The sequence below is a fragment of the Marinobacter sp. es.042 genome (assembly GCF_900188315.1).
GTDB lineage: Bacteria > Pseudomonadota > Gammaproteobacteria > Pseudomonadales > Oleiphilaceae > Marinobacter.
This window is the reverse complement of record NZ_LT897781.1, coordinates 3756240-3768942: the sequence shown is the minus strand read 5'-3', so window position 1 is coordinate 3768942 and position 12703 is coordinate 3756240. Positions and strand designations below refer to the sequence as shown.

Here is a 12703-nt window from a genome sequence, read left to right as displayed (position 1 = left end):
TCATGCGAATGATCAACCATCACCCCGGGCGTGTTTCCGCTACCCTGCTGGGCCTGCTGCCCTTTCTGTTGATCATGCTCATCTACAGCCTGGCCTCTCAGGAGCGCCTGGCAGACAACCCCAATGACAAACTCCTTCCAGGTCTGGAGCAGATGACCGCTGCCGTGGATCGCATGGCTTTTCAGGAAGACCGTCGCAGCGGCGACTACCTGATGTGGCAGGACACGACCGCCAGTCTGGCGCGTCTTGGAATGGGCGTCGGTATCGCCGCCTCGCTGGCGCTGGTGGTGGGTATTCTCAATGGGGTGTTGCCACTGGTCAGGGCCAACCTGGCGCCTCTGGTCTCCGCGCTCTCCATGGTGCCGCCCCTGGCCATACTACCCATACTCTTCATTGTGTTCGGGCTGGGCGAGCTTTCCAAAGTCATGCTGATCGTGATCGGCACCGCGCCCATCATGATGCGGGATGTGGCCCAGCGGGTCCGCGAACTTCCCGGCGAGCAACTGATCAAGATCCAGACCCTGGGTGCCAATTCCTGGCAGGTGATCACCCGCATGGCCCTGCCCCAGGTGCTGCCCCGCCTGATCGACGCCGTGCGCCTTAGCCTTGGCCCCGCCTGGCTGTTCCTGATTGCTGCCGAGGCGATTGCTTCCACCGAAGGGCTCGGCTACCGGATCTTCCTGGTGCGGCGCTACCTGGCCATGGACGTGATACTGCCCTATGTCATCTGGATCACCATTCTCGCCATTGTTATCGACCAGTGCCTGCGTCTGGCAAACCGCAGGCTGTTCCCCTGGTACAACGCAGGAGGCCACTGATGAGCTTCATTACTGTCAACAATCTCTGGAAGGAATACGGCGAACAGGTGATCCTGGAGAACCTGAACCTGAGCGTGAAACAGGGCGAATTCTGCACCCTCGTGGGCGCCTCCGGGTGTGGCAAGTCCACGTTCCTGAAAATGCTTTTAGGCCAGGAAACCCAGACCCGCGGCGAACTGCTCCTGGAGGGCGAGGCCTTCCCCGGCGAGCCGGACCGAAACCGGGGCATCGTATTCCAGCGCTACTCGGTATTCCCGCATCTAACGGTGCGCCAGAACGTGCTGATGGGTCTGGAACTGGAACAGAAACCCTGGCTGGGCAAGCTGTTCGGCGCTGCCCGCAAGGAAGCCCTGGAGAAAGTGGATGCCATGCTGGAGTCAGTGGGCCTGAGCCCATCGGCCAACAAATGGCCTCACGAACTCTCTGGCGGCATGCAGCAGCGACTCGCGATAGCCCAGTCGCTGATCATGCGGCCACGGGTTCTGCTGCTGGATGAGCCTTTCGGCGCATTGGACCCGGGTATTCGCGGTGACATGCACGATCTTCTGCTGAAACTCTGGCAGGAGACCGGCACCACCATCTTCATGGTGACCCACGATCTGAAGGAAGGGTTTTACCTGGGCACCCGACTGCTGGTGTTCGACAAGGTGCGCAACGATCCCCATGACCCACAGGCATTTGGTGCCACCATCACCTACGACTTGCCGATCGGGCAGACAGATCGAAAACTGTTCGAAGACATTCACCAGTCGGTCAGCGAGACAGCCCGGAATCAGGCTGCCTGACCTTTAGAGGCACAAAACTTTAAGATCGAATACCCGCCTTAATCGCCCGGAAACTGAGCCAGTTCCTGCAGGCAGTCGTTGAGGAAGTCTTCGGGGTCGGCCATCACCGCCTCATCGGCAACGACGCCAAACTGCACCTGGTCGGCGTAGCTGACAATGCTGATGCCCAAACCGATATCCCCGGCCTGGGGCACCCAGAACATCTGTTCGGTTATCCGGCAGCCGGCAATATACCGGGCCTCCGGAGTGCCGGGCACGTTGGACACCACGGCACTGGCCTTGCGGTAGAACACCTCGGCCAACGGCTCCCGCCAAGGCTCTGGAACAATCGTGGCGCTGGCCGCGAGACCCCAGGCAATGCCGGGCTGCCAGCTTTTCTTAAGACGGCGGGTTTCGTGCTTGATGCGGAAAAGTCGCTCGAGGGGACTTTCACCATCCACCGGCAAAGGTACAAACACGGTGCCAAAATAGTTGCCCAGCGCGCCGGGTGCCGGCTTGAGCTCCTCGGGCAGGCGACTGCGAATATCCACCGGTACGGCGGCATGCAGCACGGCTTCATCGAGGTCCTCGCCTTCAATGCCCAGGCGGGTGCGCACAGCCGCCGCCACACAGCTCAGCAACACATCGTTGATGGTTACATTGGTTGCTCGGGCAATGCTTCTGAAGCGGTCGAGGGGCACCGGCTCGGACCAGCGACAATGTCGCCTCCCCAGCAGCGGCTGCCTGAGATCCGTCGCCGTGTCTTCCGGCTCCACCAGGAACTCCGAAAATTCATTGACCAGCTTCAGGCTCTTCTGGGCGACCCGCTCCAGCAAGCGACCCGCGTCCTGCCATTGATTACCGGCGGACCGGTCTGCATTGCCAGCACCGTGGGATTCTTCAGAAGGCTCTTCGGATGCCATCAGTTGCCCGAACCAGGCCTTTGCCGCAGCCGTCCAGCGTGACAGCTCCGCGATTTCGGGGGCGCCGTAAATGGCGGGATGCTGCTGGGGAGAGGATGGGCACAGTCGGTCAAAGATGCCCAGCAGAGACAGGCCATCGGCGTAACAGTGGTGAATGCGCAGCAGCAGCACCGCCCCACCCTCGGCATTGGGCGCAAGCCAGAATTTCCAGCGCGGGCGATACATGGGCAGAGGCTGGTTCAGACGCGCGGACACCCATTCCTGAAGGCTGTCGGGCGTGAAACGATCCACAACCACATCAAGGTGGTGGCTAACATCAAACGTCGGATCCTGCTCCCACCACCAGGCAGGTGAGCGTTTGACGGGCATGTACCGGAAACGCTCCCAGGCCATCCAGTACACCCGAAGAAACTCCCTGAAACGGGGCGCAGTGAGCCCATCAACCCGCAGCATCACGGTGATGGTCATGGGGTTTTCCGGGCGCTCCAGGGCCAGCCAGGCCGAATCAGCAGGTAGCAGGAGATGCGATTGCTCGTGACTCAAACCCGAACGTCCCTGGAGAAGTAATGAAGAAAGGGGCCCTGGATCCAATGCCAAGCAGGAGGCGCCCTAAGTAAAAACCGAACTCCGCATTGTGCCAGACAAGCCGCGCCGTCTCCATATGCGGCACCAGCGCACGCTGTTACAAAAAATTACACGTGAGTAAATGTTCAGCCCTATACTGGTTATAAGCCTTGGTGCAATGGTTATTAAACGCTGCCGATCCGTGATCGATTGGCCCTGAGACATCAAAAAATCCGTACTCAGAGCCAGTAACATAACGAGATGATCGGGGTACAAAAGGCTTACCAGCACAACCAAATTCCAACAACAGGCCATTGCCGTGCTGGGTGGGAGAACAGTTATGAAAGCGAGCCATGTTCGCAAGCTGATCAAACCGATTGAAAGCGCCTACTCGGAAATGTTTTCCGGGCATGTGTATCGCGTCGGCAAGGGCGCTGTTTCCGTTCGCAACCACAGCGGCAAAGCGGAGCAGACCGTAATTGGCGTGCACGGTTTTCTGGAAAATCACTGCTACTTCACCCAGGCCTATGAAGCGCCGACCACTGAACTTATCCTGCTCACCTGCAGTAACTACCACATCCCGGTAAACGGCGTTACGCCGGAGACGCCGGAATGGGAAGTGCCGATCAAGCAGCTGGAAGGCACGATCGAGTACGACGCCTGCATTCTTAACCAGGCGCTCTCCAGCCTGCCGACTACTCAGAACATCCGGGTTCATGGACATTCCCGTGGCGGAGCGGTAATTCTCGAGGCCATCAAGCAATGGCCCGAGCTCTATGATGACGTGGAAGTGGTTCTGGAGGCACCGGTACTCCCCAACGGCAAGCTCTCAGCTCTGGTAACCACCATTCTGGAACCGGTCAGTCACGGCATGTGGCCCTGGCTGATCCGGCTGATCAACAGCGCTCCGTCGTCAGCCTATGGCCAGACCTTTTTCGGCAAGATGAACCCGCGCAAGAAGCAGCTGTTGAGCAAGCTGTTCTCAGCCACCAAGGATCACCTGACAATTGTTCGTAACATCGAGAACATCATGGACTGGATGGCGCGGACGGACAGCAGTGTCTACGGTCATGTGCGCCACGGCACCTTCCTGATCCCTGCCGTAGATCGCATTCTCGATCGCTCATCCATGCTGGCCAGCGCCCGCCAGAGCCCGACCACCATGCGCATCGTGGAAACCGAGGCACCGAGCCACTTCATTACGCTGGACAGCAAGGAATGGGTTCCGGGGTTCGAAACGCTCCCGACAGCCGCGCAGGGCTGACGCCCGGCTTACACCCTGCTGCAAGACCACTGCAGCTCCGCTAAACTACGCTCTTTTCCTCAGGTTTAGTGGAGCCACCGCCCATGTACCGTGAGCGCCTCGTCGCTACCGAAGCCCGCTCTGAAAGCGCTCGCCGGCTGCAGCAACTGCTTCTGGACTACCATGATTTCCGGCGCCTGAAAGCCGAGCATCCGCTTATGGAACACGCCGTCTCCGTCGCCGACTGGCAGGCGGAGCGGCTGAAGTCGACCCATGAGGATCTTTATCGCCATCCCGGATATCACCGCGGCCTTGAATTTCTGCTGACCGACCTCTATGCCCCGGCCGGCATGACCCGCCGGGACGACAATATTGATCGGGTGTTTCCCAAAATGGTGAAGTGGTTGCCAGATAATCTGCTGGACACCTTCGCCGGCCTCGTGGAACTGAACCTGATCACCCAGCAGCTGGACCTGGAGCTCGCCGAACTGTTCCATCAACAGGGTGTGTCTGCGCGGGCAATCACCACTGACGCCTATTGTGCCGCCTACCGGGAGAGCCGACGGCTGGCGCAGAGAAAGAAACAGATTACCCTGGTGGCAGACGTTGGCCAGCAACTTGATCGGTATGTCCGCAACCGCACCCTTGGATGGCTGCTATCGATGACCCGGGGCCCGGCAGAGATGGCCGATCTGACGGATCTGCACAGCTTCCTGCACCGGGGCTATTCCGCCTTCCGGAAGATGGACGATGTGGAGCTGCTGATCGACCGGCTGGTTTCCCGGGAACAGCGGGTGATGCGCAACATTCTCGACCATCACCCGGACCCGTTCAGCCTGCCGGAAAACCTCTGAGCCGGGGATAGTTGGCTGGCTCAGGCCTTGATGATCTGGTCCAGCTGGGAGTGGATTTCCTGCTCGATCCGCGATTTGAAGGGCCGCAGCATCATGCCCAGCTCCAGGTGAATGTGCAGGTCTGTCGGCGTGATGTTCAGGTGCCCCTTGACGCCACTGCGCTTGAACTTCAGGTGGTCGCCTTCCCACTCATAATGCACGTCAAACTGACTGGACAGGTCTTTGGCAAGGGATTCTGCGGCCTGCCTTGCGTGTTCTTGATCCAGGGTGTGCGGGCGATGTACATCAATTACAGACATGAAGCGGTTTTCTCTCGGATTTGGATAGATTTACAGTTTAGGGCGCTATTTAACTCACCGCCACCCTTGTAGCAACCCCGTCAGCGGTTAGAATACGGGGTTCAGATTCTGACAGGACATGCCCCATGAGCGAGCAGCAAACGCCAACCAACCAGGCCGCAAACAGCAACGGCCAGGACGACGTAACCCATTTCGGTTTCCGCAATGTGCCCAAGAGCCAGAAAGCGAGCCAGGTGGCCGAGGTGTTCCACAGTGTGGCGGGCAAGTACGACCTCATGAATGACCTGATGTCCATGGGAATTCACCGGCTCTGGAAACGTTTCACCATTGAGCTTTCGGGCGTGCGTCCCGGCCACCAGGTGCTGGACATTGCCGGCGGCACTGGCGATCTCACCATGAAGTTTTCAGACCTTGTGGGTCCGTCCGGAAAAGTGGTGCTGGCCGACATCAATGCCTCCATGCTGCAGGTGGGCCGCAGCCGGCTGACCGATCGCGGCTATGCGGGCAACATTGAATACGTACAGGCGGATGCCGAGCATCTGCCGTTTCCGGACAACAACTTCAATGCGGTATCCATCGCCTTCGGTCTGCGCAATGTCACCGATAAAGACCAGGCCCTGCGCGACATGACCCGGGTTCTCAAGCCCGGCGGCAAGCTGATGATCCTGGAATTCTCCAAGCCGACCAATCCATTGCTGAGCAAGGCCTACGACACCTACTCGTTTTCCGCCCTGCCCCTGATGGGCCAGCTCATCGCCGGCGACAGTGAAAGCTACAAGTACCTGGCCGAATCCATCCGCATGCATCCCGACCAGGACACCCTCAAGGGCATGATGGAGAACGCCGGCCTGGTGAACTGCAAGTACTACAACATGACCGGCGGTATCGTCGCCCTGCACGTGGGAATCAAGCCCTGATGTTTCCCGGCCCCACCCTCCTTTCCGCTGTCTCCGCTATCCTGGAAAGCGCCCTGAACCGGGCACTGGAACTGGATCCGGCGGGGCATAGCGCCTTGATGGAAGCGTTGGCGGGCCCGGTTCAGTTCAATATCACCGACCCGATTGCCCTGACCTACACCCTGGACCGGGCCGGAAACCGCGTCCGCGTCGGCAGCCAGCCGGTCGAACAGCCAGCGCTCGAGATCACCGGCAAACCCATCGCCTTTGCAGCGCTGGCCACCGGCGATGACCGGGTCTTTGCCGACGGCCGTCTTGACGTGACCGGCGACACAGCGCTGGCCCATCAGCTACAACGAGCCCTGAACCAGCTTGAACCGGATTGGGAAGCCGCCATGGCCCGGCACATTGGCGATGTGCCCGCGCACTTTCTGGGCCAAAGGGTTCGCGGCTCTATCCGATGGAGTCGACAGGCCTTTCAGTCCCTGAATGCCAACATCGAGGAGTATGTGCACGAAGAAAGTCGCGCACTGCCCGGTCGACGGGAGCTGGAAGCTACGTTCGAGGATATCGACGAGCTGAATCTGCGCACGGAAAGACTGGAAGCGCGGCTTAATCTGATTGAAAACCGCGGCAAGACTGACGAATCGGAGAACCTGTGACCCGCCTGCAACGCCTGTTCCGAATTGCCTGGGTATTTTGCCGCTATCGGCTGGACACGTTCCTGCCAATCGCAGAACTGCCCGCGCCCCTGAAGGTGTTTTTCCTGCTGGCGCCCTGGCACCTGTTCCCGCAACCGAAACTCGATCGTGGCGACCGCCTGCGGCTGGCGCTGGAGGAACTGGGCCCCGTGTTCGTAAAGTTCGGCCAGATCCTCTCTACCCGAAGGGATCTTTTGCCGGACGACATGGCGGAATCCCTGAAGAACCTCCAGGACCGGGTACCGCCGTTCCCGAGCAATGAAGCCCGGAGCATTATCGAAACCTCCCTCGGTGCCCCGGTTTCAGACCTGTTTGCCGAATTCAGTCCGGACCCGCTTGCCTCGGCATCGGTTGCCCAGGTGCATGCAGCCACCCTGCGCAACGGCCAGAAGGTAGTCGTGAAAGTTCTCCGACCGGGCATCGAGAAGGTAATCCGTCAGGATCTGGCACTGATGTATCTGATGGCTGGCCTGCTGGAAAAATACTGGTCCGAAGGCAAGCGCCTGCACCCGGTGGAAGTGGTAGCCGACTACGATTCCACCATTCACGATGAGCTGGACCTTCAGCGCGAAGCCGCCAACGCCAGCCAGCTGCGCCGGAATTTCGAAAACTCCTCGCTGATCTACATTCCCTTTATCGACTGGGACTACACCCGCAAATCCGTGCTGGTGATGGAGCGGATTCACGGCATCCCCATTGCCGATACCGCCGCTCTGAAAGCCGCAGGTGTCGACATGAAGGTACTGGCCGAGAAAGGCGTGGAGATTTTCTTTACGCAGGTATTCCGGGACAGCTTCTTCCACGCCGACATGCATCCGGGCAACATCTTCGTGGACACCTCGAACCCGGCGGATCCCCGGTATATCGCGATCGATTTCGGAATTGTCGGCACCCTGGCACCGGACGACCAGAGCTACCTTGCCCGCAACCTGCTCGCCTTTTTCCGCCGCGATTACCGGCAGGTTGCACAGCTGCACATCCAGTCCGGCTGGGTACCACCCGATACGCCGGTAAACCAGTTTGAGGCGGCCATCCGTACTGTTTGCGAGCCCATTTTCGAGAAACCCTTGAAGGACATCTCTTTCGGCCATTTCCTGTTGCGCCTGTTCCAGACGGCACGTCGATTCAACATGGAAGTGCAGCCCCAGCTTGTCCTGCTGCAGAAAACCCTCCTGAACGTGGAAGGCCTGGGTCGCCAGCTGTATCCGGATCTGGATCTTTGGAGCACAGCGCAACCCTTCCTTGAGACCTGGATGCGCAAACGCATTGGCCCATCCGGGCTGATCAAGTCGCTGCAGTCGCACCTTCCCTCCTGGCTGGAACAGTCGCCGGAAATGCCCCAGCTGGTGCACGATGCACTCTTGCAACTACGGCAGGCGGGGCCCACCGAGCCCCAGAACCGGGCGACACTGGAGTTGCTCCGCGAACAGCAGATCCGCACCGAGCGGCGCTGGCGACGGGGTACACTCGCGGTACTGCTGATTATCGGGGGCGTTTTAGGCACCCAGCATGAGGGCCAGCAGTGGATTGAAAGCGTACCTACCTGGAGCTGGGCACTGTTTGCCATTGCCGGCGGACTGATGCTCCGGGGCAGCCGATAACCGATAAAGATTTCAGGATTCACGAAAATGCAAAATAGCTCGGATAACGTCGAGACCCCTGATTGGCTGGATGCCATACGCTGGACAGAGGACGGTCTGGTTCCGGCCATCGCCCAGGACGCTGACACCGGCGATATCCTGATGATGGCCTGGATGAACCGCGAGTCGCTCAGGCTTACCGCCGAAGAAGGGCACGCCGTATACTGGTCGCGCTCCCGGGGCAAGCTCTGGCGCAAAGGGGAAACCTCGGGGCACCAACAGGTCATCCGGGACATTCGACTGGACTGCGACGAGGACGTCATCCTGCTGAAAGTAGAGCAAAAAGGCGGCATCGCCTGCCATACTGGCAGACGCAGCTGCTTCTATCGGACTCTGAAAGACGGTCAGTGGGTCAGCGTTGACCCGGTGATCAAGGACCCCGGCACTATTTACGGCAGCAACTGAGGAGCACGGACAGTGAGCGATGTACTGGAAAACCTGGCGAGGGTTCTGGAGGCCAGGAAAGAGGCAGACCCGGAAACCTCCTATGTAGCCAGCCTCCACGCCAAGGGCCTGAACAAGATCCTGGAAAAAGTGGGAGAAGAGTGCACGGAAACCCTGCTCGCAGCCAAGGACGCAGAGCATTCCGGAGAAACCCGGGACGTGGTTTATGAAACGGCCGACCTGTGGTTTCACAGCATGGTGATGCTGTCGAGCCTGGGCCTTGGCCCGAAAGACATCCTGGAGGAACTGGCCAGCCGGTTCGACCTGTCAGGCCTGGAAGAAAAAGCGTCGAGGAACAAGTGAGCGGGAATACCTCTAAACGGGTTTCCGCGAAACGGTTCTGGTAACGTACAATGTCACTGAACAGAAACATTTAAAACGAGGACCCCGTAATGGGTATCAGCATCTGGCAATTACTTATCGTACTCGGCATTGTCATTCTGTTGTTCGGAACCAAGAAGCTGCGCAACATCGGCAGTGACCTCGGCGGTGCCATTCGCGGCTTCAAGAAGTCCATGAACGATGAGGACTCCAAGGCCGAGAACCAGGAATCCCTGGAAGGCAAGGAAGGGGAGCAGCCACAGCAACAGGCTGCGGCCGAAGACAAGCCCCGGGACAAGTCCCACAGCTGAGACCAGGCTGAATGTTCGATATCGGCTTTCTTGAGCTGCTGATCTGCGGCGTCATAGCGCTATTGGTACTCGGTCCCGAGCGCCTTCCCGCGGCTGCCCGTGCGGCTGGCCGCTGGGTGGGTGGTGCACGGCGCATGGTTGGCCAGTTCACCTCGGAACTGGACCGGGAACTGAAAGCCGGCGAACTCCGCGACGAGCTTCGCAAGGCAGGAGATGTTGGCCTCGACGACGTTCAGAAAACCGTGCGCGGCGCCCTGGACGAAGCCAGGAAATACGAGCACATGATCCTGCCCGAGAACGAGACCCAGAAGCCAAGGCCTGCACCTGCGACACGGCGGGTATCCGGCCAGCCAAAGGGCTCCGAGGCTCCAGCGCAGGATCAGCCCGATGCTATTAGCCCCTCGCAGACGCCAGATTCCGGCTCTGACGGAAACGAACAACCCAAACGCGAAACCCCGCAAAGTCCGCCGGATAATCGTTCATGAATGCAAAACCCGACGGCAACCAGCTGCCTCCGGAACAGCAGGAAATGCCACTGATCGAGCACCTGCTCGAACTGCGTAATCGCCTTCTGAAAATGGTTCTTGCGGTGCTGGTCTGCTTCGCTGCCATTTATCCGTTTGCCAACGAACTTTACCTGTGGCTGTCCGAGCCTATACGCTCGCTGTTGCCCGTTGGCCAGACCATGATCGCAACGGACGTCACCTCGCCGTTCTTCGCGCCTTTAAAGCTGGCCCTGGTGCTGGCTGTGTTCGCTGCCATTCCGATCATTCTCTACCAGCTCTGGAGCTTTATTGCGCCGGGCCTCTACGCCCACGAAAAACGGCTGGCCTTTCCGCTGCTGTTTACCTCGGTCATACTGTTCTATGCGGGCGCGGCGTTCGCTTATTACGTGGTTTTCCCGCTGGTGTTCGGCTTCTTTACCGCGATAGGACCCGAAGGCATCGTCGAACTCCCGGACATTACCAGCTACCTCAATTTCGTACTCAAAATGTTCTTCGCCTTCGGTGTGGCCTTCGAAATTCCGATCGCCACAGTGCTGTTGATCCTCACCGGCGCCACCACGCCCGCCGATCTCGCAGCCAAACGCCCCTACGTGGTGGTGGGGTGCTTCATCATCGGCATGATGCTGACCCCGCCGGATATTATTTCACAGACCCTTCTCGCGGTTCCCATGTGGATCCTGTTCGAAGTCGGTATCCTTTTCGGGCGGCTGGCAAAACGGGAAGTCGCAGACCCGAAAAGCGATGAGCCTGCTGGCCAATGAATCTGGCGTTACTGTTTAACGAGGATTTCGTAGCGCCTGACCGGGCCGTTCTGCGCGGTCGGCGCTTGGCCCACCTGCAGTCCGTTATCAAGGTCATTGCTGGCGACACCGTTCCCGTAGGCCGTTCGGATGGCCAGCTTGGAACCGGCGAAGTCGTCCGACTTACCGATAGCGAGGCAGAACTGCGAGTGACGCTGGATCAGGCTCCGCCGGCTCCTCTGCCGCTCACCCTGATTCTGGCCATGCCCCGGCCCAAGATGTTCCGTCGCATCCTGCAAACCTGCGCTGCCCTGGGCGTGAAGGACCTCTGGCTGATCAACAGCTACAAGGTGGAGAAAAGCTTCTGGCAGACGCCGTGGCTCTCAGACGAACAGCTTCGGGAGAACCTCACGCTGGGGCTGGAACAGGCAAAAGATACCCTGATGCCCCGTGTGCAGATCCGCAAGCTGTTCAAACCCTTCGTGGAAGATGAGTTGCCGGCGCTGTTGGCGGATAAACGAGCCCTGGTAGCGCATCCCGGCACAAGCACCCCCTGCCCTGTGCACCTTAACCAGCCGACCGTGCTTTGCATTGGCCCGGAAGGTGGCTTCACGGCTTACGAAGTGGGAAAACTGGAGGAAGCCGGCTGCCAGAGCGTGCATCTCGGCCCCCGTATTCTGCGAGTCGAAACCGCGGTACCGGTACTGGTGAGCCGGCTGTTCGACGCCTGCCTCTAGAGCCCCGGCCTTCTCAGGCGTTCCTCGCCTGCCACCATCGCGTCAGTGGCGTGATAATGGCCACCAGTAGCGCACCTGCCAGCACACCGAACAGGCCATTGGCCACCGTTGGCACGAGCACACCAGCCACACCACTGAAACCCTCGGCAAAGTGATGAATAGCGTCGTATACCGGCGTCAGTCCGTGGGTAAGAATGCCACCACCCACCAGAAACATCGCCAGAGTGCCCAGGATGGAAAGTGTCTTCATCAGATAGGGGGCCAGCCAGAGAATGCCTGAACCCAATTGCTGGAGCACCGGATTCTCTTGCTGGCTGAGGTAGAGGCCGCCGTCGTCCAGCTTTACGATCCCTGCCACCAGGCCGTAAACAAAGACTGTGATCATAATCGCAACCACCGCCAGCACCATGAACTGCATGCCGATGGTCTGGGTCGTTACCGTTCCGAGGGTAATGGCAATGATTTCGGCAGACAGAATGAAGTCGGTGCGGATGGCGCCCTTGATCTTGTCTTTCTCGATCGCCCGCAAGTCGACGTCCGGGCTCTTGAGGGCTTCACGCAGCTCGCCCTTGCGCTTCTGGTCCTGCTCCTGGTGTAAAAACTTGTGCACCAGTTTCTCAAAGCCCTCAAAACACAGAAAGGCACCGCCGAGCATTAGCAGAGGCGTTACCAGCCAGGGCATGAAAAAACTGATCGCAAGGGCCGCCGGCACCAGGATGGCCTTGTTGATCATGGAGCCGCGGGCAACCGCGAGGACCACTGGCAGTTCCCGGGCAGGCTTTACACCGGTCACCTGCTGGGCGTTAAGCGCCAGATCATCCCCCAGAACACCTGCGGTTTTCTTGGTGGCGGCTTTTGTCATCAGGGCAACATCGTCCAGCACAGTGGCGATGTCATCGATCAGAACCAGAAGGCTGCTTCCTGCCATTGGACAATTCCTTT

Annotated in this window: 16 protein-coding genes; 13 read left to right on the top strand and 3 right to left on the bottom strand. The window is 59.3% G+C overall.

The window, feature by feature from the left end:
• Nucleotides 1–2 precede the first annotated feature (2 nt).
• Nucleotides 3–818: an ABC transporter permease gene (locus CFB02_RS17290; RefSeq protein WP_008171002.1), complete on the top strand. Its 816-nt coding sequence runs from the start codon at nt 3–5 to the stop codon at nt 816–818.
• On the top strand, nt 818–1603 hold the full coding sequence (locus tag CFB02_RS17285) for an ABC transporter ATP-binding protein (protein WP_088558997.1): 786 nt from the start codon (nt 818–820) through the stop codon (nt 1601–1603). The genes CFB02_RS17290 and CFB02_RS17285 overlap by 1 nt, the downstream gene beginning before the upstream one ends.
• Before the next feature lie 38 nt (nt 1604–1641).
• Here the strand turns inward: CFB02_RS17285 and CFB02_RS17280 are convergent, their stop codons facing one another.
• Nucleotides 1642–3048 carry a WS/DGAT domain-containing protein gene (locus tag CFB02_RS17280; protein ID WP_088558996.1) on the bottom strand — a complete coding sequence of 469 codons (1407 nt, stop codon included), beginning with the start codon at nt 3046–3048 and terminating at the stop codon, nt 1642–1644.
• 361 nt (nt 3049–3409) lie between these two features.
• On the opposite strand from CFB02_RS17280, the gene CFB02_RS17275 reads away from it, so the two are divergent.
• Nucleotides 3410–4333 (top strand): alpha/beta hydrolase, encoded by a 924-nt coding sequence (locus CFB02_RS17275; RefSeq protein ID WP_014578398.1) that lies wholly within the window; start codon nt 3410–3412, stop codon nt 4331–4333.
• An 83-nt stretch (nt 4334–4416) separates the two neighbouring features.
• Complete coding sequence (locus CFB02_RS17270; RefSeq protein WP_088558995.1) at nt 4417–5166, top strand: FFLEELY motif protein; 750 nt, start codon at nt 4417–4419, stop codon at nt 5164–5166.
• Between the two features lie 20 nt (nt 5167–5186).
• Here the strand turns inward: CFB02_RS17270 and CFB02_RS17265 are convergent, their stop codons facing one another.
• Nucleotides 5187–5465: a polyhydroxyalkanoic acid system family protein gene (locus tag CFB02_RS17265; protein ID WP_014578400.1), complete on the bottom strand. Its 279-nt coding sequence runs from the start codon at nt 5463–5465 to the stop codon at nt 5187–5189.
• Between the two features lie 125 nt (nt 5466–5590).
• Between CFB02_RS17265 and ubiE the strand changes: the two genes are divergently transcribed.
• The 9 genes from ubiE (at nt 5591) to CFB02_RS17220 (ending at nt 11761) form a co-directional block, all read left to right on the top strand.
• On the top strand, nt 5591–6382 hold the full coding sequence (gene ubiE, locus CFB02_RS17260; RefSeq protein WP_088558994.1) for a bifunctional demethylmenaquinone methyltransferase/2-methoxy-6-polyprenyl-1,4-benzoquinol methylase UbiE: 792 nt from the start codon (nt 5591–5593) through the stop codon (nt 6380–6382).
• A complete protein-coding gene (locus CFB02_RS17255) occupies nt 6382–7023 on the top strand; it encodes an SCP2 domain-containing protein (RefSeq protein ID WP_088558993.1) in 642 nt (213 codons plus the stop codon). The genes ubiE and CFB02_RS17255 overlap by 1 nt, the downstream gene beginning before the upstream one ends.
• Entirely contained in the window at nt 7020–8663 is a 1644-nt protein-coding gene (gene ubiB / locus CFB02_RS17250; RefSeq protein WP_088558992.1) for a ubiquinone biosynthesis regulatory protein kinase UbiB, read from the top strand. Before CFB02_RS17255 ends, ubiB begins: the two co-directional genes overlap by 4 nt.
• Nucleotides 8664–8690: 27 nt before the next feature.
• The gene (hisI, locus tag CFB02_RS17245) at nt 8691–9107 is read left to right on the top strand and encodes a phosphoribosyl-AMP cyclohydrolase (RefSeq protein ID WP_008170988.1); all 417 of its coding nucleotides are present in this window, start codon (nt 8691–8693) and stop codon (nt 9105–9107) included.
• A gap of 12 nt (nt 9108–9119) precedes the next feature.
• Nucleotides 9120–9449 (top strand): phosphoribosyl-ATP diphosphatase, encoded by a 330-nt coding sequence (locus CFB02_RS17240; protein WP_088558991.1) that lies wholly within the window; start codon nt 9120–9122, stop codon nt 9447–9449.
• An 89-nt stretch (nt 9450–9538) separates the two neighbouring features.
• Complete coding sequence (gene tatA / locus CFB02_RS17235) at nt 9539–9778, top strand: Sec-independent protein translocase subunit TatA (RefSeq protein WP_088558990.1); 240 nt, start codon at nt 9539–9541, stop codon at nt 9776–9778.
• 11 nt (nt 9779–9789) lie between these two features.
• Nucleotides 9790–10263: a Sec-independent protein translocase protein TatB gene (gene tatB / locus CFB02_RS17230; RefSeq protein ID WP_088558989.1), complete on the top strand. Its 474-nt coding sequence runs from the start codon at nt 9790–9792 to the stop codon at nt 10261–10263.
• Nucleotides 10260–11045 carry a twin-arginine translocase subunit TatC gene (gene tatC, locus CFB02_RS17225; protein ID WP_088558988.1) on the top strand — a complete coding sequence of 262 codons (786 nt, stop codon included), beginning with the start codon at nt 10260–10262 and terminating at the stop codon, nt 11043–11045. Before tatB ends, tatC begins: the two co-directional genes overlap by 4 nt.
• Nucleotides 11042–11761 (top strand): 16S rRNA (uracil(1498)-N(3))-methyltransferase, encoded by a 720-nt coding sequence (locus CFB02_RS17220; protein ID WP_088558987.1) that lies wholly within the window; start codon nt 11042–11044, stop codon nt 11759–11761. The genes tatC and CFB02_RS17220 overlap by 4 nt, the downstream gene beginning before the upstream one ends.
• A gap of 13 nt (nt 11762–11774) precedes the next feature.
• On the opposite strand, the gene CFB02_RS17215 is transcribed toward CFB02_RS17220, so the two are convergent.
• Nucleotides 11775–12689: a DUF808 domain-containing protein gene (locus CFB02_RS17215; protein WP_088558986.1), complete on the bottom strand. Its 915-nt coding sequence runs from the start codon at nt 12687–12689 to the stop codon at nt 11775–11777.
• Nucleotides 12690–12703: the final 14 nt, after the last annotated feature.

What these genes read in the sequence shown, in the direction of transcription:
- CFB02_RS17270 (WP_088558995.1), top strand. Translation starts at nt 4,417, where the DNA reads ATGTACCGTGAGCGCCTCGTCGCTACCGAAGCCCGCTCTGAAAGCGCT.
- ubiE (WP_088558994.1), top strand. Translation starts at nt 5,591, where the DNA reads ATGAGCGAGCAGCAAACGCCAACCAACCAGGCCGCAAACAGCAACGGC.
- CFB02_RS17290 (WP_008171002.1), top strand. Translation starts at nt 3, where the DNA reads ATGCGAATGATCAACCATCACCCCGGGCGTGTTTCCGCTACCCTGCTG.
- CFB02_RS17275 (WP_014578398.1), top strand. Translation starts at nt 3,410, where the DNA reads ATGAAAGCGAGCCATGTTCGCAAGCTGATCAAACCGATTGAAAGCGCC.
- CFB02_RS17215 (WP_088558986.1), bottom strand. Translation starts at nt 12,689, where the DNA reads ATGGCAGGAAGCAGCCTTCTGGTTCTGATCGATGACATCGCCACTGTG.
- CFB02_RS17220 (WP_088558987.1), top strand. Translation starts at nt 11,042, where the DNA reads ATGAATCTGGCGTTACTGTTTAACGAGGATTTCGTAGCGCCTGACCGG.
- tatC (WP_088558988.1), top strand. Translation starts at nt 10,260, where the DNA reads ATGAATGCAAAACCCGACGGCAACCAGCTGCCTCCGGAACAGCAGGAA.
- tatB (WP_088558989.1), top strand. Translation starts at nt 9,790, where the DNA reads ATGTTCGATATCGGCTTTCTTGAGCTGCTGATCTGCGGCGTCATAGCG.
- tatA (WP_088558990.1), top strand. Translation starts at nt 9,539, where the DNA reads ATGGGTATCAGCATCTGGCAATTACTTATCGTACTCGGCATTGTCATT.
- hisI (WP_008170988.1), top strand. Translation starts at nt 8,691, where the DNA reads ATGCAAAATAGCTCGGATAACGTCGAGACCCCTGATTGGCTGGATGCC.
- CFB02_RS17255 (WP_088558993.1), top strand. Translation starts at nt 6,382, where the DNA reads ATGTTTCCCGGCCCCACCCTCCTTTCCGCTGTCTCCGCTATCCTGGAA.
- CFB02_RS17265 (WP_014578400.1), bottom strand. Translation starts at nt 5,465, where the DNA reads ATGTCTGTAATTGATGTACATCGCCCGCACACCCTGGATCAAGAACAC.
- CFB02_RS17285 (WP_088558997.1), top strand. Translation starts at nt 818, where the DNA reads ATGAGCTTCATTACTGTCAACAATCTCTGGAAGGAATACGGCGAACAG.